The organism is Sporosarcina sp. FSL K6-1522 (genome assembly GCF_038622445.1).
Classification (GTDB): Bacteria; Bacillota; Bacilli; order Bacillales_A; family Planococcaceae; genus Sporosarcina.
The window spans coordinates 1056263-1075217 of the sequence record NZ_CP152019.1; the positions used below are offsets into that span (position 1 = coordinate 1056263).

22 protein-coding genes and 1 riboswitch are annotated in these 18955 nt (G+C 44.6%); of the genes, 8 read left to right on the forward strand and 14 right to left on the reverse strand.

Features of this window, described 5'->3' with window-relative positions; translation table 11 throughout:
• The gene (locus MKY34_RS05150) at positions 1-444 is read left to right on the forward strand and encodes a hypothetical protein (protein WP_342514147.1); all 444 of its coding nucleotides are present in this window, start codon (positions 1-3) and stop codon (positions 442-444) included.
• Between the two features lie 73 nt (positions 445-517).
• A complete protein-coding gene (locus tag MKY34_RS05155; RefSeq protein ID WP_342514148.1) occupies positions 518-1714 on the forward strand; it encodes a class I SAM-dependent rRNA methyltransferase in 1197 nt (398 codons plus the stop codon).
• 117 nt (positions 1715-1831) lie between these two features.
• On the opposite strand, the gene MKY34_RS05160 is transcribed toward MKY34_RS05155, so the two are convergent.
• The 4 genes from MKY34_RS05160 to MKY34_RS05175 are packed head-to-tail and all read right to left on the reverse strand — an operon-like array spanning position 1832 to position 4234.
• Positions 1832-2242: a DUF3021 domain-containing protein gene (locus MKY34_RS05160; RefSeq protein ID WP_342514149.1), complete on the reverse strand. Its 411-nt coding sequence runs from the start codon at positions 2240-2242 to the stop codon at positions 1832-1834.
• Positions 2239-2697: a LytTR family DNA-binding domain-containing protein gene (locus MKY34_RS05165; RefSeq protein ID WP_342514150.1), complete on the reverse strand. Its 459-nt coding sequence runs from the start codon at positions 2695-2697 to the stop codon at positions 2239-2241. The genes MKY34_RS05160 and MKY34_RS05165 overlap by 4 nt, the downstream gene beginning before the upstream one ends.
• Before the next feature lie 60 nt (positions 2698-2757).
• Entirely contained in the window at positions 2758-3501 is a 744-nt protein-coding gene (locus MKY34_RS05170) for an ABC transporter permease (protein WP_342514151.1), read from the reverse strand.
• A gap of 13 nt (positions 3502-3514) precedes the next feature.
• Complete coding sequence (locus MKY34_RS05175; protein ID WP_342514152.1) at positions 3515-4234, reverse strand: ABC transporter ATP-binding protein; 720 nt, start codon at positions 4232-4234, stop codon at positions 3515-3517.
• 260 nt (positions 4235-4494) lie between these two features.
• Here MKY34_RS05175 and MKY34_RS05180 point away from each other — a divergent pair, with 260 nt between their 5' ends.
• Positions 4495-5565 (forward strand): GNAT family N-acetyltransferase, encoded by a 1071-nt coding sequence (locus MKY34_RS05180; RefSeq protein ID WP_342514153.1) that lies wholly within the window; start codon positions 4495-4497, stop codon positions 5563-5565.
• A gap of 10 nt (positions 5566-5575) precedes the next feature.
• Complete coding sequence (locus MKY34_RS05185; RefSeq protein WP_342514154.1) at positions 5576-6028, forward strand: GNAT family N-acetyltransferase; 453 nt, start codon at positions 5576-5578, stop codon at positions 6026-6028.
• A gap of 104 nt (positions 6029-6132) precedes the next feature.
• Here MKY34_RS05185 and MKY34_RS05190 read toward each other — a convergent pair whose 3' ends face one another.
• The 9 genes from MKY34_RS05190 to MKY34_RS05230 form a co-directional block, all read right to left on the reverse strand.
• The gene (locus MKY34_RS05190; RefSeq protein ID WP_342514155.1) at positions 6133-7149 is read right to left on the reverse strand and encodes a ThiF family adenylyltransferase; all 1017 of its coding nucleotides are present in this window, start codon (positions 7147-7149) and stop codon (positions 6133-6135) included.
• Positions 7146-7919, reverse strand: coding sequence for a thiazole synthase (locus MKY34_RS05195; RefSeq protein ID WP_342515196.1), 774 nt, complete (start codon positions 7917-7919; stop codon positions 7146-7148). Before MKY34_RS05195 ends, MKY34_RS05190 begins: the two co-directional genes overlap by 4 nt.
• Positions 7916-8122 (reverse strand): sulfur carrier protein ThiS, encoded by a 207-nt coding sequence (thiS, locus tag MKY34_RS05200; protein ID WP_342514156.1) that lies wholly within the window; start codon positions 8120-8122, stop codon positions 7916-7918. The genes MKY34_RS05195 and thiS overlap by 4 nt, the downstream gene beginning before the upstream one ends.
• On the reverse strand, positions 8085-9173 hold the full coding sequence (gene thiO, locus MKY34_RS05205; RefSeq protein ID WP_342514157.1) for a glycine oxidase ThiO: 1089 nt from the start codon (positions 9171-9173) through the stop codon (positions 8085-8087). Before thiO ends, thiS begins: the two co-directional genes overlap by 38 nt.
• A complete protein-coding gene (locus MKY34_RS05210) occupies positions 9157-9762 on the reverse strand; it encodes a thiamine phosphate synthase (protein ID WP_342514158.1) in 606 nt (201 codons plus the stop codon). Before MKY34_RS05210 ends, thiO begins: the two co-directional genes overlap by 17 nt.
• An 80-nt stretch (positions 9763-9842) precedes the next feature.
• A riboswitch (TPP riboswitch) is annotated at positions 9843-9951 on the reverse strand.
• A 74-nt stretch (positions 9952-10025) separates the two neighbouring features.
• Positions 10026-10745 (reverse strand): YebC/PmpR family DNA-binding transcriptional regulator, encoded by a 720-nt coding sequence (locus MKY34_RS05215; protein WP_342514159.1) that lies wholly within the window; start codon positions 10743-10745, stop codon positions 10026-10028.
• 99 nt (positions 10746-10844) lie between these two features.
• The gene (locus tag MKY34_RS05220) at positions 10845-11552 is read right to left on the reverse strand and encodes a Crp/Fnr family transcriptional regulator (protein ID WP_342514160.1); all 708 of its coding nucleotides are present in this window, start codon (positions 11550-11552) and stop codon (positions 10845-10847) included.
• A 12-nt stretch (positions 11553-11564) separates the two neighbouring features.
• Complete coding sequence (locus MKY34_RS05225; protein WP_342514161.1) at positions 11565-13451, reverse strand: cation-translocating P-type ATPase; 1887 nt, start codon at positions 13449-13451, stop codon at positions 11565-11567.
• A 21-nt stretch (positions 13452-13472) separates the two neighbouring features.
• On the reverse strand, positions 13473-13694 hold the full coding sequence (locus tag MKY34_RS05230) for a heavy-metal-associated domain-containing protein (RefSeq protein ID WP_342514162.1): 222 nt from the start codon (positions 13692-13694) through the stop codon (positions 13473-13475).
• Between the two features lie 191 nt (positions 13695-13885).
• Between MKY34_RS05230 and MKY34_RS05235 the strand changes: the two genes are divergently transcribed.
• The 3 genes from MKY34_RS05235 (at position 13886) to MKY34_RS05245 (ending at position 16407) form a co-directional block, all read left to right on the forward strand.
• Entirely contained in the window at positions 13886-14941 is a 1056-nt protein-coding gene (locus tag MKY34_RS05235) for a GGDEF domain-containing protein (RefSeq protein WP_342514163.1), read from the forward strand.
• A gap of 87 nt (positions 14942-15028) precedes the next feature.
• Positions 15029-15712 (forward strand): phosphoribosylaminoimidazolesuccinocarboxamide synthase, encoded by a 684-nt coding sequence (locus MKY34_RS05240; RefSeq protein ID WP_342514164.1) that lies wholly within the window; start codon positions 15029-15031, stop codon positions 15710-15712.
• 143 nt (positions 15713-15855) lie between these two features.
• Entirely contained in the window at positions 15856-16407 is a 552-nt protein-coding gene (locus tag MKY34_RS05245) for a superoxide dismutase family protein (protein ID WP_342514165.1), read from the forward strand.
• 4 nt (positions 16408-16411) lie between these two features.
• On the opposite strand, the gene MKY34_RS05250 is transcribed toward MKY34_RS05245, so the two are convergent.
• Positions 16412-17539: a CAP-associated domain-containing protein gene (locus MKY34_RS05250; RefSeq protein ID WP_342514166.1), complete on the reverse strand. Its 1128-nt coding sequence runs from the start codon at positions 17537-17539 to the stop codon at positions 16412-16414.
• 541 nt (positions 17540-18080) lie between these two features.
• On the opposite strand from MKY34_RS05250, the gene MKY34_RS05255 reads away from it, so the two are divergent.
• Positions 18081-18950, forward strand: coding sequence for a putative RNA methyltransferase (locus MKY34_RS05255; RefSeq protein WP_342514167.1), 870 nt, complete (start codon positions 18081-18083; stop codon positions 18948-18950).
• Positions 18951-18955: the final 5 nt, after the last annotated feature.

An 18955-nucleotide genomic window follows, 5' to 3' on the forward strand; every position in this document is an offset into this window, starting at 1 on the left:
ATGCATAAGGATCGTTATGATGAGTTTCAAGTGGCGAAAAGGCATCGACTTGGTTATCAAGCTTTCTTTTTGACGATTGTGCTTATTTTTGTGAATGGCTTTATAAAAATGAATTATATATGGGCAGAACCTTTGATGGAAACGTTGGTATTGCTGTATATTCCGATGTTGTATATGACCGTGATGGCGATTTGGCAAGGGGCGTACATCAGTAAAAAAGAGAAGAACCCAAATGTTTACATTCCGATGTTAGGGGTTGCTGTATTATTTAATTGGTTTGTTATTGGTTACTCGCTATGGGATGGTGTGTTTGTTTTAGTGGTGGATGGCAAATTGGTGAATAGCGCAAGTATATTATTTACAGCGACGTTCTTTACATTGATTGTCGTTACGATGATTATACGAAGAGCTGCGGATTTTCGAGCGCTACGAGCAGAATGGTGAAAGACTTTTCCAATTTCGCAATTCCTGTGCAAACGTGCGATAATAAGAAAAAATGATGAAGTAGGATGATGAAATGTCTAAAACAATCGATTTACAAGTGAATGCAAAAAATATAGCTGATTTTAAAAAAGGGTATCCGTTAATTTTACGAGATGCCATTATTAATCCGCAGGCGTTGACGAAGGAAGGTAGCATCGTTCGTTTGCTGGATCGTAACTATAAATTTGTGGCGAAAGGCTATTATGGCAATCAAAACAAAGGCATTGGTTGGGTGTTGACGCAAAAAGAAGAGGAAGAGATTGACTTCGATTTCTTCCATCGAAAAATCGCAAAGGCATTTGAGCGACGCGACACATTGTTTGCGGATCCAGAGACGACAACGTTCCGCGTGTTTAATGGGGAAGGCGATGGCATCGGTGGTTTGACGATTGATTATTTCGATGGCTTTTACATGGTAAGCTGGTACAGTGAAGGGATTTATTCGCTGAAGCATCATGTATACGGCGTGCTCGATAAAATTGCTTCGTACAAAGGCATTTATGAGAAGAAGCGTTTTGACGGGAAAGGCGAATACATCGAGCAGGATGATTTCGTTCGTGGTGAACAAGGTGATTTCCCGATTATCGTCAAAGAAAACGGTATGAATTTTGCGGTCAATTTGAATGACGGAGCAATGACGGGGATTTTCTTGGATCAGCGTGATGTGCGCGAGGCGATTCGTGATAAGTATTCGAAAGGTAAAAATGTCTTGAATACGTTCTCATATACGGGGGCGTTTTCGGTTGCGGCGGCACTTGGCGGCGCGGTGAAGACGACGAGTGTGGATTTGGCGAAGCGTAGTTTAGCGAAGACGATTGAGCAGTTCAGCGTCAATGGCATTGACTATGAGCAGCAGGATATTAAAGTGATGGATGTCTTTGACTATTTCCGTTATGCGAAACGACATGAACTGAAGTTCGATCTTGTTGTGCTGGATCCACCGAGCTTTGCGCGTTCGAAGAAATATACGTTCAGTACGGCGAAGGATTATCCGGCATTGTTAATGGATGCCATCGCGATTACGGAGAAAAACGGTGTCATTGTGGCATCGACGAACAATGCGAGCTTTGGCATGAAGAAGTTCAAAACGTTTATTGATGAGGCATTTAAGAAAGCCGGTTCTAAATATAAGGTTCTTGAGGAATCGTCGTTACCAAGAGATTTCCGTACGAACCGTGATTTCCCGGAGTTTAACTATTTGAAAGTCGTTATTTTGCAGAAGTTGAAGTAAGAAAAGCGCAAGGCGCCTGGAGTCTGGACAAGTGTTCCAAGTTGAAAAACGTATACTTTCTTACTTTTTTAAATATAGGAAGCCGCATCTGATGAATCTCAGATGCGGCTTTTCAATTTATAATGCATTCAATTCAGCATTCAATTTCTTCGCCTGATTTCTGAAATAAAGATAGAAAGCAGTCCAGAAAACAGCATAGATGACAATGAATAATCCTAGCATTAGCAAAAAGCTTTTCATCGTAAATGGAATCCAGCCGATGCCAAACGCCAGGATGAAGTATAGAACGATGACAGTTATAAAATGAAGACCAGTTTGTTGAGAGAGTCGTAAATTTGTATTTTCAAAATAGAGCGGACTGACTGTGAAAAACCAGCCGCAAAAGATGAGGCCGAGTGAATTTTTTAAGAATAACGGTCCATCTAACACATCTTGTTCTCCGAAGTAAACGATAGCATTCGTTATGATGACGGCAAGAAATGCACCATAGAAAATCCCAATCATGCTTCTGAATAAAAAGGTCTTCATTCACCTTTCCTCCTGTTCATTTTTAGCGATTCTTTAATCGTATTGACGTATGTGCGAGAAACGTATTCCTTTGCCCCAGATTTAAAATAGACACAGAGTGTTCCGTTAAAAGATGCTTCAAAACTGCTCATCTCATGGAGATTGGCGATAACGGATTTGGACAGTCGGACGAATTTATTTGAGGGTAGGATTTTCTCTAGCTCGTATAATTTCTCTTTTAATTTAAAAGCGCCATTGGCCGTGACAGCGACAACGCCATCTTTTTCGCTGTGGCAATAGTGGATGTCGCTGGGCTTTAGGATATGCTGCATATCGCCGTCTTTGCCGACAAGGAACTCTGTTTCCCTTCCTTTTATGAAATCGAGAACCTCCTGAACGGATTGATCCAATTCGGGAGATTCAATCGTCACTTTTGTTTCTGTATAGTCGCTATCAATGCTCAATGCTACTTTCATGGTGAAGACCCCCTAAGACAATGCTTTATGTATAATCTACCATTGTCTAGGAGTAGTCTGTCAACTCCGTCTTTTATTTGTGAAACTGATAATGACTAATGAAATAAGTACTAAACCGGCAATGAAACCAATAGAAATCAGTGTGCTACTGTCAAACGCAAGCTGCCCGTTCCAAACTGCGATGAAGAGGTTGTTCATATGGTAAAGCGGGTTTCCGTCTGCGATGACTTGAACAAATTTCGGCATAAGCGCAATCGGCATCGTGAAGCCACCTGTAATCATGACGACTTGGAAGATGACGATGGAAAAGACCAGTGCTGCGTTCATATTTTTGAATAAAGAATAAATCGCTGAAGAAATGACAAGCAATACAGCGTTCAGGATGATGAAAAAACCGTAAGAACTTAGAAAACGTGCTGGCTGGAACGCTAGATCATAAGCGATCATTCCGATGAAGTAGACAAGGAAAAACCCGATGCTCGTAATGATGATGGACTTCAAAATAGCTGACAACAATAGCATTTTTTTCGGTACAGGTGACAGGTTGATGCGCTTTTCGACGCCAGTTGTACGATTCATCACTTGATCGAAACCAAAAGCGAAGAAGATGACACCGAATGTGATAAGTAAGATGAATGATGGTGTGTACGTTTCTGCATAGCTTAAATTTCCTGCGTATGTTTGATTGCCGAACAATTGTCCCATGAACAGATATGTGACTGGCGGAACGATAATTGTGAAAACCATGTAAAATAATTCCCTTGAGAACATGAGTAAGTCGTATTTTAATTGTGTCGCTAACATATTTTTCTCCCCCTTAAATGGCTACTTTCGTAAGATAGAATTCGTTGATGGATGTAAAGCCTGATGCCAAGATACCTTCTGTCGTATCATAGATTTCGTTGACGCCGTTATTGATGAGCATTACTTTGTCGCAATATAATTCGATTTCATCCATATTATGTGTCGTTAAAATGACCGTGCCGCCCGTACGTTTGTTGTAGTCTGTAATGTATGACCACAGGATGTTGCGCATATGTGGATCTAAACCAGTTGTCGGTTCATCGAGAATGATGAGTTTTGGTTGGGATAGGAAGGCGATCGCTAAACTGACGATTTGTTTCCATCCCCCTGAAAGCTTATCGAAGTACTTTTTGCGATGTGGTTCTAGTTTGAAGTCTTTCATGATTTCTTTGATATTGAGCGGCGATTTGTAATAGGCTTTGAATAATTTCAGTAACTCTTCTACCTTCAACGTTTTATAAAATTGTGTTGGTTGTAGGACAACGGAAATTTGTTGGCGAATTTGTTCCAGCCTGTTAGTAGACAGCGATTTAATGTCTTCTTCAAACAGTGCGACGGTTCCTGTGTCGTATTGTTTAATCGTCATAAGAATTTCTAGGAAAGTTGATTTGCCTGCTCCGTTCTTTCCGATGACCCCAATGACTTCTCCTTCCTTCGCTTGAAAGTCCAGTCCTTTTAGTACGTGGTTGTTGCCGTATGTTTTTTGTAAGTTGTTAACATTGATGACGTTCATTGCAATTCCTCCAATCGATTGTGCCTCGGCAACTTCGCCTGAGGTGGTGCTTGACGTTCTTTGTAACCAAAGTGTACGTCGAATCGGCGTTGCTGTCGTTGTGATTTCAGTGAGTGGCATGAATAGCGGGGTGACTTGCGGAAAACGACGGATGAAATGCATGCATTTTTTTGAGGATTTAGAAAGGACATGAATGTTGCGATAGAGAATAAGTATAGAGAGTATTTGTGTGAATATTTTGTCATCCGAGGAGTGAGGGCGTGTTAGGGCTGGACAAAGGTGAAATCAAGTTGGTGTCGCATGCGGATGAATGGGGAGTGCTTTTTGAGGAGGAGCAAGCGTTATTAGAGACGTTAATCGGTGAACATATTGTAGCGGTTCAACATATAGGCAGTACAGCGATTACGGGGATTTCTGCGAAGCCACTGCTAGATGTGCTGGTGGGGGTTCGCTCGTTGGAGGATGTACGGCGATTTGATAAGCGCAAGCTGAAAGGTGCTGGCTATTATCACCTGGGGCGCATTGAAATTGATGGGAAAGTCGTCTTTGCGAAGTTTTCGAATGTGGAGGAGTTGACGAAGACGCATGTCCTACATGTGGTCGAATACGGGGGCGATTGGTGGCATAAGCATACATTTTTCCGAGATTATTTAAATGAGCATCCTGATGTTGCCCGCACATATGAGGTATTAAAGAGCGAGTTGGCAGTTGCTTACCCTGATAATGAAAGTGCCTATACGGATGGGAAGAAACATTTTGTGGATGAGGTTTTGCGTTTGGGAGAGATGAGGCCGTTTATCATCAAAAAAGGGGCGTTATTTGTTCGTAAGTTGGAGGATGCTGATAAGTATTCGCTTGCCAAGTGGCTGTCGGATCCGGAAGTGCTTCGGTATTACGAAGGGCGAGACAACCCTTTCGATGTGGAGAAGGTAGAGGAGGAGTATTTTGCGGAAGATGATGTGACGCGTTGCCTAATTGAATTCGAGGGTAAACCAATTGGCTATGTGCAGTTTTATGAAGTAGACGCGGAGGAGCGAGTTCTGTATGAGTACGGGGATTCGGAGGAGCTTATCTATGGCATGGATCAGTTTATCGGCGAATCGGCGTATGTGAATAAAGGCATCGGGACGAAGCTGATTGAGTTGGTTATCGATTATTTGTTGGAAGAAAAGGGTGCAGATTGTATTGTGATGGACCCACAAGCGGAGAATGAACGCGCGATTCGTTGTTATGAGAAGTGTGGTTTTGCAAAGGTGAAGTTGCTTCCAAGGAATGAATGGCATGAGGGGGAGTATCGGGATTGTTGGTTGATTGAGTATCGTCGGAAATGAGGGAATCTGAATGGAAATCCGTAAATTGCTGAGGGATGAGCAACTGCCGATGGATCTTCTGTTGCTTGCAGATCCGTCACGGGAAATGGTAGAGGAGTATGTGGCGAATGGGCAATGCTATGTTGCCGAATTAGACGGCATCATCGTTGGCGTCTATGTGCTCGCGAAGTTGGATGCGAAGACGTTGGAAATTATGAATGTGGCGGTAGAGGAGAGCATGCATGGTCGTGGGATTGGTAAAAAGCTGATTGTCGATGCGATTCAAACGGCGCAGGAGCTTGGTTATATGGCAATTGAGATTGGGACGGGCAATTCGAGTATCGGGCAGCTGGCACTTTATCAGAAATGTGGGTTTCGTATTGAAGGGGTGATTCAAGACTTTTTTGTGGATCATTATAAGGAACCGATTTTTGAGAATGGGATTCAGTGTCGAGATATGATTCGGCTTTCAAGGGAAATTTAAGAAGTGTTGTCGAGGGTGATGATGTGTAATATCAGTAAATAAAGGAAGTATCTCTGTCGAGAAGATACTTCCTTTTTATGATTTTGTCTGTGTTGGTTATAGTACTAACCGAGTAACCCCGCAGCAATTTTCTTCGCCATCACAACGTCTTTCGTTCCATGCACAAGCATGCGCCCGTCGCGAAATAGGACGATACGGTGGCCGTTAGATTCACAGGCGACGAGATGGGGGTTGTGAATCAGTTTTGTGACCGTCCCTCGAATGGATTGTGCGAACGATTCGAGCTCGAATTGTCGGCTACTAGGCCACGACAATTGAACGGTGTCTCGCCCGCAAAGTACCGCTGTTCGCATTGATTCGCGAGCAGAGAGGAAGGGATAGATGGCTTCCTCTGAACAGCTTGGGCAGTTGGGCTTTTTCAAGCTTGTGATGTTGATAGCCGCCCGATTACCTGTCCATAAATCGGTAGATTCGAGCTTAGGTTCGAAGGGGGCTCCTGTTATAAATTTCAATACATCTGCCACTTGTCGAGCGGCGGTTGTGACGACAATGGGGCTAATGACGCCGACGGTATCACAAGTTAACGTTTGTGCTGGCAATGTTTCTAGTAAACAATGAAGGCAAGGCTGGTTACTTCTGATGCCGATTGGAAACGTCAGCCCATAACTGCCGACGCATGCACCCATGAAGAAGGGGATACCGAGCTTCAGTGCTGCGTCATTTGCCAGCAGTCGTGTTTCGATGTTGTCTGTTGCATCTAACACGACATCGTGTCCGCTTATTAATTCAAGCACGTTTTGCGGAATAACATCTGCCACAATTCCAGTGACGGTGACGTCGCTATTAATGGCCGTCAATCGCTTTTCTGCAGCAATCGCCTTAGGTAATTGGTCGATGACATCTTGCTCCGTGTACAGTTGTTGTCGGTGCAGATTTGTCCATTCGATAATGTCACGATCAACAATGGTAACGCGTCTGACGCCAGCGCGAACGAGCATTTCAGCGCCGGAGGAACCGAGTGCACCTGCCCCTAACACGAAAACACTTGCTTCGCGAATGCGCTGTTGTCCCTCTTCACCAATGGGGGCAAACAGTTCCTGGCGAGAATATTTTCCCGTCAATTTGGCACAAGTCCTTCCAGTGGGCTGCTGGCAACGGCATAATCGCGTTCGGGCATGCGTCCGGCTTCAAAGCTAAGTCGTCCTGCTTCGATAGCTAGCTTCATAGCAAGCGCCATTTTTACAGGATCTCCCGCTTCAGATACGGCTGTGTTCAATAAAACCCCGTCCGCACCAAGTTCCATTGCATAGGCTGCGTCTTTCGGCGAGCCGATGCCCGCATCGACGATGACTGGAACATTGGACTGCTCGATAATAAATGCCAAGTTGAGTGGATTTAAAATGCCGCGTCCCGATCCGATAGGGGAAGCGCCTGGCATGATGGCATGCACACCAAGTTCGCATAATTTACGCGCCAGTACGACGTCATCCGATGTATACGGAAGGACGATGAATCCTTCATCTAACAACATTTCTGTTGCGCGAAGGGTTTCCACGGGATCAGGTAGTAAGGAGCGGTCGCAGCCGATAATTTCCACTTTCACCATGTCGCAAAGTCCAGATGCTTTTGCTAGCTTGGCGATGCGTACGGCTTCTTCTGCTGTTTTTGCCCCTGCCGTATTGGGCAACAATGTGTATTTCGAAAGATCAAGTTGTTCAAGGAAGTTCGGTTGTGTCGGCTCGAAAATATTCATCCGTCTTACTGCGAACGTTAAAATCTCTGATTCTGATACCCGCACCGCTTCTTTTTGTACGTCAAATGATGGATACTTACCTGTTCCTAACAGCAGTCTTGAATGGAAGGTTTTATTCCCGATAGTTAACATGATTATCCGCCTCCTACAAAGTGAATGATTTCGATTTGGTCCCGGTCATTGATGGGTTTGTCGTATGCTTCTTTCGCTAGAATATCCTTGTTCATTTCCACAATGACAATCCGGTCTGCCAAATTTAGATGACCGAGTAATGCTTGCACGTTTTCGATTTCTGCTGGTACATCAAACGAATTGCCGTTCAACTCGATGGTTTTCTTCATGAAAAATCCCCCTTTTTGGATTAAATGCCTCAAGCCTTTCTGTCGGCACTGTCTGTCCGACAATCAAATCCCGAATCAGACAAGCTGTTGCAGGTGCTAATAAGATTCCATTGCGAAAATGTCCTGCTGCTACATGCATGTTTTCTTGTCCTGGAACACGCCCGATATAGGGGAGTTCATCTACCGTTTTCGGTCGAAGCCCAGCCCAGCGTTTGAGCACAGGGAACTGAGAAAGCCCTGGGATAAAGCGTTCTGCGATGTCATGCAGTGCGACATTTCCACTAGTTGTTGTATCCACATCCAACACGTCTGGTTCCATTGTTGCTCCGATGACGAGTGTGCCATCGGGACGGGGAATGACGTAGCGTCCTTGATGGCACAATGTATAAGGCAGTTGCCTGTCCCGTGCATCGAGTTGCATACATTGCCCTTTCACGGCCGACATTTGCAGTCCAGGGATAAGTTCTGTGCTTGCCGAACCACCTGCGATGACGACGTGTTTTGCAAGTAGGTGAGCAACTTGGTAGCCTTCGCCGGTTGCCTTAATGTCATCGATGTAAATACCAGTCGATACAGTCGCCCCTAGCTGTTGTGCCGCTTGGCAAAAGGCGAGGGCTGTTTTTTGTGGGTGGACATGTACATCTTCAGTGAATAGATAAGCCCCCCGTGCAGGCGATGCGATGTGCGGAAGTTGGTTGTGGAATTCCTCAGACGTGAGATAAGTAGCGTCGTTCCATCGTGCTCCTGCCAGTAGTTCTTCCTCCGTGTATGCGAATTGAAGGATACCACCCGTTGTGTAGCCAATGTCTATGCCTATCTCTTGTTGAAAGGTTTTGTACAGTGTCTGACTTTCGCGTGCAAATGCATAAAAGCCGTCATTTATGTACTCAGAATGAGCGCCAAGCATACCGCCCGCTGCTTGTGTTGTACCTTGTGCAAGGTTATCGCGTTCGACAAGTCCAACAGTAAGCCCAGCTTTTGCGAGGTAATAGGCAATGCTACAACCGATAATTCCTCCGCCGATAATGGCGACATCAACATGGTGTGACATGGCTTGCCTCCTTGTATGCCGCAATAGCTGTTACAGGTTCATGACTATTGAAAATTGCCGACATGAAGGCGACACCTGAAATGCCTGCTCGTTGTAAAGAGGGAAGATGTTCAGACCGTATCCCTCCGATTGCATAGACGGGAACTGGAAGCTGTGTTGCGATTTGAATAAGCTCTGTCGTCCCGCGTGGAGGCAGGCCCTCCTTCGATGCAGTTGTAAATACATGTCCGTAAAGCAACCAATCTGCACCTGCTTGATAGGCGGCTTCTGCTTCCTTGAAGGAATGGACAGAGCGCCCAAACGCAATGTTAGGGAAGTGCTTTTTCACTTGAGCAAGTGGTAGGCTATGCCCGGGCAGTTGTACTTGTAAAATACCTGTCAGAACAGCCATATCGGCTCGCCCATGGATAATAATTTTGCTTTGATCGAACCCAGATTCGCCTAATTTTTGAATCAAGTCCACCATTTCGGCATCTGTTTTGGACTTCTCGCGCAAGATGACAGCGTCAATATCGGCTTCAATGGTCAATAGTGTTTCTAGTAACTGCGCAGTTGTCATTTGGTCATTGGTGACAGCAATCAACTTCATAAAACGTCTCCTTTCCATACAAAAAGACCACTTTCCGAATGCGGAAAGTGGTCTGTCAATGGCATAGGTATGCACTTGAATAAGAAGACGCGCCACTTCCCTACGCAGGTACGAACCTGTTCAGGTAATAAGGGTATCGGAGTTGCACTCGTCTCTCAGTCCTTTAAAAGGATTCCCCTAATGGTCAAATTGTATATGAAATTAGTATGCTCGTGATTAGCATAGCACGTCGTCTGTGTGAATGAAAGGGCGGATTATTGTGATTATTCCTCTTCGCCTACATTATGATAAACCTGCTGCACATCTTCCAAATCATCTAATGCATCAATCATTTTTTCGAATTGTGCGTGTGCATCGGCTTCAAGTGAGACCTCGTTTTGTGCAAGCATAGTTAACTCGGCAACCGTAAACTCTGTAATGCCGACACTTTTGAATGCTTCTTGTACAGCATGGAATTGGTCAGGTTCGGCATAGACGATAACCGCTTCTTCTTCCTCTAGGATATCGCGTACTTCGATGTCCGCTTCCATGAGCAGTTCTAGGACTTCATCTGCTGTTTTGCCTTCAATGCCGAACACAGCCGTTGCATCGAACATATATGATACGGAGCCGCTAACGCCCATATTGCCACCGTTTTTCCCGAATGCTGCGCGTACTTCAGAAGCGGTACGGTTGACGTTGTTTGTCAATGTATCGACGATGACCATTGAGCCGTTTGGTCCGAAGCCTTCATAGCGTAGCTCATCGAAGTTTTCTTCTGAACCGCCTTTTGCTTTTTCGATGGCACGATCAATGATGGCTTTTGGTACACTATATGTTTTCGCACGTTCAACGACAATTTTTAGCGCTTGGTTCAGTTCTGGATCAGGTTCGCCTTGTTTGGCGACAACATAAATTTCACGACCAAATTTTGCATAAATACGACTCGTATTTGCATCTCTGGACGCTTTCTTTTCTTTAATATTATTCCATTTACGACCCATAGAGGTTCACTCTCTTCCGATTGTGTCTAGATTTAATCATTTTATTATACATCAAAGGTACACGTGGAGACGAGTAGAAACTTCAAAAAAATGGGCTGGTTAAATTAGTAATAATGCATCTAGGTCAATAATGACGATATCGCGCTGTCCTCGTTGCTTAATCCACCCTGCGTTTTCGAAATCGGTCAGTTTGCGGCTGACGGTTTCAGGTGTTGTGCCAAGATGGGAGGCGAGGTCTTTACGGCTCATTGGCAAGGTAATGTTGCCGTGTTGTTGTTCTTCCACCTGATCCGCGAGATACATGGCGACACGCGTTTCTGTAGACTCCATAGCAATGCGGGCGGCCTGTTGTTCGGTTTTGGCTAATCGTGTGGAAAATTCAGAGAGTACTTTCAGTGCAATTGCGGGATACTTCAATAAAAATTGCTGAAAGTTCTCGCGCCCCATAATGCATAACTCTACGGGTTCTAATGCCTCTGCATAGGCATCGTGAATGGATGCTGTGAATAATGACAGTTCGCCAGTAAAGTCTCCTGGCTCCAAAATACGAACGAGCTGTTCTTTACCGTTATCGGAGAGTCGATATATTTTGACCCGCCCCTTATGGACAATGTACAAACCGTCTGAAGGTTCGCTTGCTCGGTAAATCGTATGACCGCGGCGATGTGAAACGGAGTTTGTCTGTTTAACAATTTCTTGCATTTCAGATGCATTTAAATGGTTAAAAATCGGCACGATAGAGATGCACAATTTCTGCATCTCTAGGCCTTCTTCTGTATGGTGATTGCAATGGTGATCTTCTGTCATGTTCCTACCACCTTACTCCGTTAATAGCGCTGCTTCTGTTGGCGACTGCTCTGGCTTTCTCTTACTATACCGAATTAATCGGATAGCGTTCAAGATAACTGCCAGGACGCTCAATTCATGAATGAGCATACCAGATGCTAGGAACACTTTGCCGAGCAGGACACCAGCGAGTAGGATAACGACTGTTCCGACTGCGAAAAATGTATTTTGTTTCATGTTGCGAACGGTTGCTTTAGCGAGTGCGTAGGCATGGGAAAATTGGTCCAACCGGTCGGCCATTAGCACGACGTCTGCTGTTTCCATCGAGATATCTGTACCGCCTTCACCCATTGCGAGTCCGATGTCTGCCGTTGCGATTGCAGGTGCATCATTAATGCCATCTCCAGCCATGGCAACGTTATAACCTGCGTCTTTCAGCTTCTGCACCATGGCGACCTTATCCTCTGGGAGTAGCTCTGCATGGACTTCATCGAATCCGAGCTGTGTGCCTACGAGTTCAGCCGTATGGCGATTGTCGCCTGTTAGCATGATAATGCGTTTCACACCGTCTGCCCGTAATTGTTGCAGCGCACTTTCGGCTTCTGGACGGATTCTGTCCGCGATGGAGAAAATGCCTGCAATTTTGCCATCGACACTGGCAAAAACCGCTGTATTGCCCAACTTTTCACGTTGGACTGCATAGGCTTCGACCGAATCTTCAATCGCAATTCCTTCTGCAGCCATCAATTTACGGTTGCCGATGATGAGTTGTTTGCCTTCGATTTGTGCACGAATGCCGTTACCTTTAATGACTTCGGCGTTTTCGGGTTCATGGACAAGTGGCAGGTTTTGCTTTTGTGCTTCTTTGACAATCGTTTGCCCTAAATGGTGTTCGGAAATCATTTCAGCTTCCGCAACAATCTGCAATAACTGTTGTGGATTGCCTGTGAATACATGGATGTCTGTTACTTCAGGGCGTCCGCGTGTCAGTGTGCCTGTTTTGTCAAACACGACAGTATCGATTTTTGCCAGCTTCTCCATAATGTCGCCGCCTTTGACGATCACCCCATTGCGTGCACCATTGCCAATCCCGGCGACGATGGAAACGGGTGCGGAGATGACGAGTGCTCCTGGACAAGCGATGACGAGGAACGTTAACGTCATTTCGATGTTTCGGGTAAAGATGTAAACGAGTACTGATAATACGACAATCGTTGGGGTGTAGATGTTAGCAAAACGATCGAGGAATTTTTCTGTTTTCGATTGAGATTCCTGTGCTTCTTCTACAAGTTCGATAATGCGTGCGAATGTTGTGTCGCCACCAACGCGATCAGCAATTACTTCGATGAAGCCATTGTCGACGATAGTTCCGCTGAATACGCGATCATCGATGGATTTAGAAGCGGGGACAGACTCGCCGGTAATGGCCGATTCGTTCAGCGTTGCAGTACCTGAAGCGATATGACCATCGACCGCTACTTTTTCACCTGAACGAATAATGACTTGGTCGCCTTGTTCAACATCGTCAATGGCGACAGTTATTGTTTCGCCATCACGGATGATTGTTGCTTCAAGTGGCGCCATGTCAATTAAAGACTTTAAGGAAGACCGTGTTTTTTCGAGTGTACGTGCTTCAAGAAATGCTCCGAATAGAAACAGGAATGTGACCGCTGCCGATTCAACATATTCGCCGATGAACAATGCACCAATGACAGCAATCGTGACCAAAAGTTCAATGCTGAATGCCTTCATACGAAGGGCTTTGAGTGCTTTAATCACAATTGGGGTTCCGGCAATGATTGTTGCAGCAATCAGTGCGGCTTGTCGCCAAGTGTGTAGATTGGCGATATGCAGCCCGATTGCTACCGCAAGCAGCACGCCTGAAATGGCGGTAATCTGGGACGTTCGTTTGGCATTCATGTCAATGATTCCTCCTTTCGATTACGACACTTTTTGTGAAAGCACGGGATAACCTAGTTTGACAATCATTTGTTGCAGTTCATCTGCTTGAATGAGGCTGTCGTCAAATTGAGCACGTACTTTCCCAGAGTGAAATAAAACCTTGGCATCCTTGACACCGTCTACTTTTTTGAGTGCACTTTCAATTTTCTTAATGCAAGACGGGCAACTTAGTGGCTCTAAACCAAATACGACTTTTTTCATGTGAATCATCCTCCAGTTATGTTGTTTTTACTTTTGTCTATAGCATAAGGTGTTTTGAGAGATGGAACCTTGATGTGCATCAAGAAATCAAAACATGTATACAGAATACGTATTTAAACCGTACTAAACAGTTTAGTAGTATAATGACGGTATAAATAAGGGTGAACAAGCACGGAGGAGCAATAGGCATTATGTTGAAGCATATTGAAACGTTCGACGACCTAAGATGGGTGATTTACTTGCTGTTATTGCCTGGCATTTTTTTAGTTACGTTCGTGTCGTTCGTTTTACAAATTGTTAATCGTAACTATACCGGTGAATTTTATATAAATAGTTTGTTTGTGATAGCGTTTATCGTTGGATGGCTATCGGTGTATTGGAAACGAGAACAGCGCATCGTAGAGTATTATTTATTGTGGCTCGTGATTGTCTATCATGTAAGTCGATTGGTATTTACAGTATGGCAACATGTGCAGACTGCCGAAATGGATACATTACGATCGTTTAGTATGTGTACACCGCTCATTATCCTGTTAATCTTTTTCCTTCTGAAAAAGAAGCAGGCGTTAAGGGTATCGATTTTGCTACTAACTCTATCCATAGTTCCTGGATTGTTGTTTTATCGGCAGTTAGATGCTTGTTTTATAAACTTGTTAATAGATTTTTATATTTCGACCGCTGTTTATATAATCATTATATTTTTCATACATGAGTTGTTTCGGATGCGTGGGGAACTAAAAGTGATACGCAGACAGCTGTATGTGGATGCGCTTACGCAAGTTGGAAATCGCCAGCAGATTGATGTGTGGATGAAGCAGTATCTAGATGCGGCACAGGGCGACGGCAGTTTTTCACTGTTATTTTTTGATGTCGATCGTTTTAAACAGGTGAACGATTGTTTTGGGCATAAAGTCGGGGACGATATATTACAGGAGATTGTTCGAGTTGTTCAAGTGAATATGAGGAAGGACGCGCATTTAGCCAGATGGGGAGGAGAGGAATTTATTATCATCTTGGAGGTCAAGGAATGCGAAGCTTTACAAATAGCTGAACGCTTGAGGTGTAAGATTGAACAGCATGACTTCGGAGCTGTGGGTCAGATTACGGTCAGTTTTGGTGTGACGGGTTATGTGCAAGGGGACACGGCTGAAACGATTTTTGTGCGAGCGGATGAGTTGCTTTATGCATCGAAAGCATCTGGTCGAAATTGTGTGACAGGTAAAATGATGCCGAAGAATGATGATTAATCCTTTTTCTTCTACGATTCCTGCATTATACTGAAGATGAGGCGTAATTGATTCTCATAGATCTCAACAGAGAAAGGAACTTGACGCATGGAACTTTTGTATAAAGGAAAGACGAAAGATGTATACAAGTTGGACGGCAATAATGTGCTGCTGAAATTCAAAGATGATGTAACTGGGGAAGACGGGGTTTTTGACCCGGGTGCCAATACGGTTGGGTTAACGATTGAAGGAGCGGGGCAGTCAGGACTGCGGATGACGAAATTTTTCTTTGAGAAATTGGCAGAGAAATCGATTCCGACACATTATGTTGCTGCTGATATTGACGAAGTGACGATGACTGTGAAATCTGCACAGATGTTCGGCAGAGGGCTAGAAGTGATTTGCCGCTATCGTGCTGTAGGTAGTTTTTTACGTCGATACGGTGCGTATTGTGAAGAGGGACAAGCGTTGGATGCATTTGTGGAAGTAACGTTAAAAGACGATGATCGTAACGATCCACCGATTACGCAAGACGGTCTTGCGCAGCTGGGTATTTTGACAGCGGAAGAATATGTAACACTAGAAGCGTTAACGAAGGAAATTTCCGGTGTTGTCAAAGAGGAACTTGCTGCAAAAGGGCTAGAGCTATATGACATTAAATTGGAATTCGGACGTGACGGTGTAACAGGTGATATCATGCTGATCGACGAAATTTCCGGTGGAAATATGCGTGTCTACAAAGACGGCGTTTATATTACACCGATGGAGCTTGAGAAATTAGTACTTGCATAATGATTAAACCGCTGTTTATTCCACGAAAATGGGATGGCAGCGGTTTTTGTTTATCTGTTTACGGTAAAGGGATAGTTTTCCAGACATAATTTTTGGCATGTAGACCATCCTTCTTAAAGAAGTGTAATTGAGGAGGAATTGTATTGTCATATAAGATGTTACTGGTAGGTATGTTATCTGTGTTATTAATTGCCGGCGGATGTGGGCGTGGCGACGAGAAGCTGCCTGTGAGTGGGGAGAAGATGCAATCGGTCGTTGCGCCGATTTTAAACACAGAAGGGAATCAAATCGGTGAGGTCAGTTTTACGGAAGAAGAGGATGGCGTCATCATTGAGCTAGCGGCGGAAGGGTTACCTCCTGGTACGAAGGGCATCCATATTCATGAAACGGGTGTCTGTACGCCGCCGGACTTTACGTCTGCAGGTGGGCATTTTAATCCGAAAAAGAAAGAGCATGGCTTTGAAAATCCGAAAGGCTTCCATTTAGGGGATTTGCCAAATATTGAAGTAGATGCGGATGGTAAGGTTTCCGCGAAGATGAAAGATAATGAGATTACGTTGAAGTCGGGTGCTGACAATTCGATTTTGGATCGTGACGGCAGTGCACTTGTCATCCATGAAAAAGCAGACGACTACAAAACGGATCCGTCTGGTAATTCAGGTGCGCGAATCGCGTGTGCAGCCGTCACAAAGTAGAAAGTTATTTCAACAAAAAGTTTTCCGTATAATACGGTTGGGATTTTTCGTTGAAGGCAACGCCAGTGCCGAGGTGGCTATAAATATCTAACAGGATGTTTTCACGATGACCGATAGAGTTCATGAGTCCTTCATGTGCAAAAATGCTGCTGGATTGGCCATATGCAAGGTTTTCGCCTGCGCTACGATAGGTCACGCCATCATTATCCATCCGGTCGAAAGGCGATTGCCCCTGTGGGTTATCATGGTTGAAATAATCATTGTCTGCCATATCGATGCTGTGATTGCGTGCTGTTCCAGCCACATTGTCCTCCCATTGAAGGGCAGAAAGTCCATGGCGAACGCGTGCGGCATTCGTTAAATCGAAGAGCTGTTGTTCAAACCCATCACGTAATTGTGCGTTCCCGCCGGCATAAATGCCGGTTTTTTGTTGTTCCAATGTATTGGAGATGAGTTGAACGGCTGTGACCGTATGATTTTGATGTACATCATAAAAAACGTATGTGTAGCTGTCCGCCGATTCAAAGACGTCAAAGCCCTCGCTTTCTTGGAGGATGTAGATGTTCAAGCCTTTGCGAATTTCTTTGATTGGTTCTCCGAGTGCTTCGCGTACGGCAGCTTTCGGAGAACCGTATGCGATGCCAGCTGTTGAAGCAATCAGTTTGTCGTTCGTATAAATGGCATTGACGGTCCGTTTGTCATCGAAGGATACCATGACGAAGTTTTGGTAGTTGTTATGATACGTTAACCAATCGCTTCCATATTCATTCATCGAGCGATTTTTAGGTGTGCCAAGTTGGGCTGTTACTTGTTCTTCTGTACTCCCTAGTTCGATGTTGTGAATGGAGAGCTGGGTTGTTGTTGGTTTGGTCAACGAGGGCTTTTCAACTTCTGGAACAGCTTCTTCTACTTGTTCAATTTTTTTTGTAAGAAAAAGGACAGCTTTGTCCGTCGTATCACGAATGTAGTGGATTGCGGTGTCCAGTGATTCTTTATTCAACAGGGAGTGAATCTTGTCGTCGACAGGTTCAAGGAAAGAGATGTCGACATACTTTGAGACCGGTGCCTCCCATAGTGGTTTTGCGATGTATAGTGCAGCGAGCAATAAGATGAACAGGAATAATCGTTTCATGCAATGCCTCCTTATTCGTATTGTAACCTGTTGGTGTGTCATGAATACAGTGGGAACTACGTCGTTGGAAATAGTTACTTGTTTTGTCACGTTCACTAAGTACTTTGTATACAAGTGCTTTCGGAGTGCTTTGGATTGAACAACTTTTATACCATTATCGAGATGTTTATATGTGTAGGGATGTGACTTCGTCACATCCCTACACACGTTTCTCGATAATCCTATGGTGGTTATTCATCCGTCGCTCTCCAAGGACATGGGTATACAAAGTGCGCATGCTTTTTGGGAAGAATGAATAGCTGACTCTTAACTTAGAATGGCGGCCAAAGACACACTCGCCCTTTGAGCAGGAGGAATTGATTCCTTCTATTAAGCTGTCATGAATCATTTGCCGAAAGCGGAACGAAAATTGTTCAGTGAAAATGTAAAGCATTTCCCATCAATATTTTATCGTAGTGCCTGCACCCGACTGTCTTGCATTTCCAGTACCCGTCGAAAAACGGTATACTAGTAGCACAACAAATGATCGGAGTTAAAATGGATGACTTTATCGAAAAAAATGATGAATGCACGAGTGATTGAGCGGAATGAGGGGCTTTTTCGATGCCCGATTTGCTCGTCGCAGATGACGATGATGGACGAGTCACGGCTCGTTTGTATGGATAATCATTCATATGATTTATCTAAAAGTGGATATGTGAATTTGGCGCCACAAGCGCATGTGACGAAGTATGATAAATCCCTTTTTGAAGCGCGGAAAATGGTGATGAGTAGCGGGTTTTTCGCAGGAATGCTTGAAGCGCTAATCGAAACAGTTAGCGCGCATATCAACGGGCAGGAGCAAGCGGTTATTCTCGATGCAGGTTGCGGAGAAGGGACGCATTTGTCGGCGATTCTTGCACAATTAGCTGACGATGTGACAGGTGTTGGCATTGACCTTGCGAAAGAGGGGATTGCTACGGCTTCGAAAGCGTATCCTGGTTCGATTTGGAGTGTGGCGGATTTAGCGAATTGCCCATTTCAGGATGACAAGTTCGGTGCCTTACTCAATATTTTATCGCCGGCCAATTATGCAGAGTTTACTCGTTTATTAAAGCCGGGTGGATTGTTTGTGAAGGCGGTACCGGAAAGTGGCTATTTGAAAGAGTTAAGGGCGATTTTTTATGAAGATAAAGGGCAGAAAGACGAGGCGGATCCGGTAGCACGCGTGGCGGAGCATTTTGACGGGGTTCGTACGGAAAGAATTACGTATGCATTCCCGTTGCCATCTTCGCTACTTGCACCGCTGATTCGGATGACACCACTAACATGGGGAGCGAGTGAAGAGAAGATTGAACAAGCACTTCAGATGGGGATACCGGAAATTACGATAGATTTCACGATAATTACGGGTGTTAACAAGGTTCAATAGGAGGC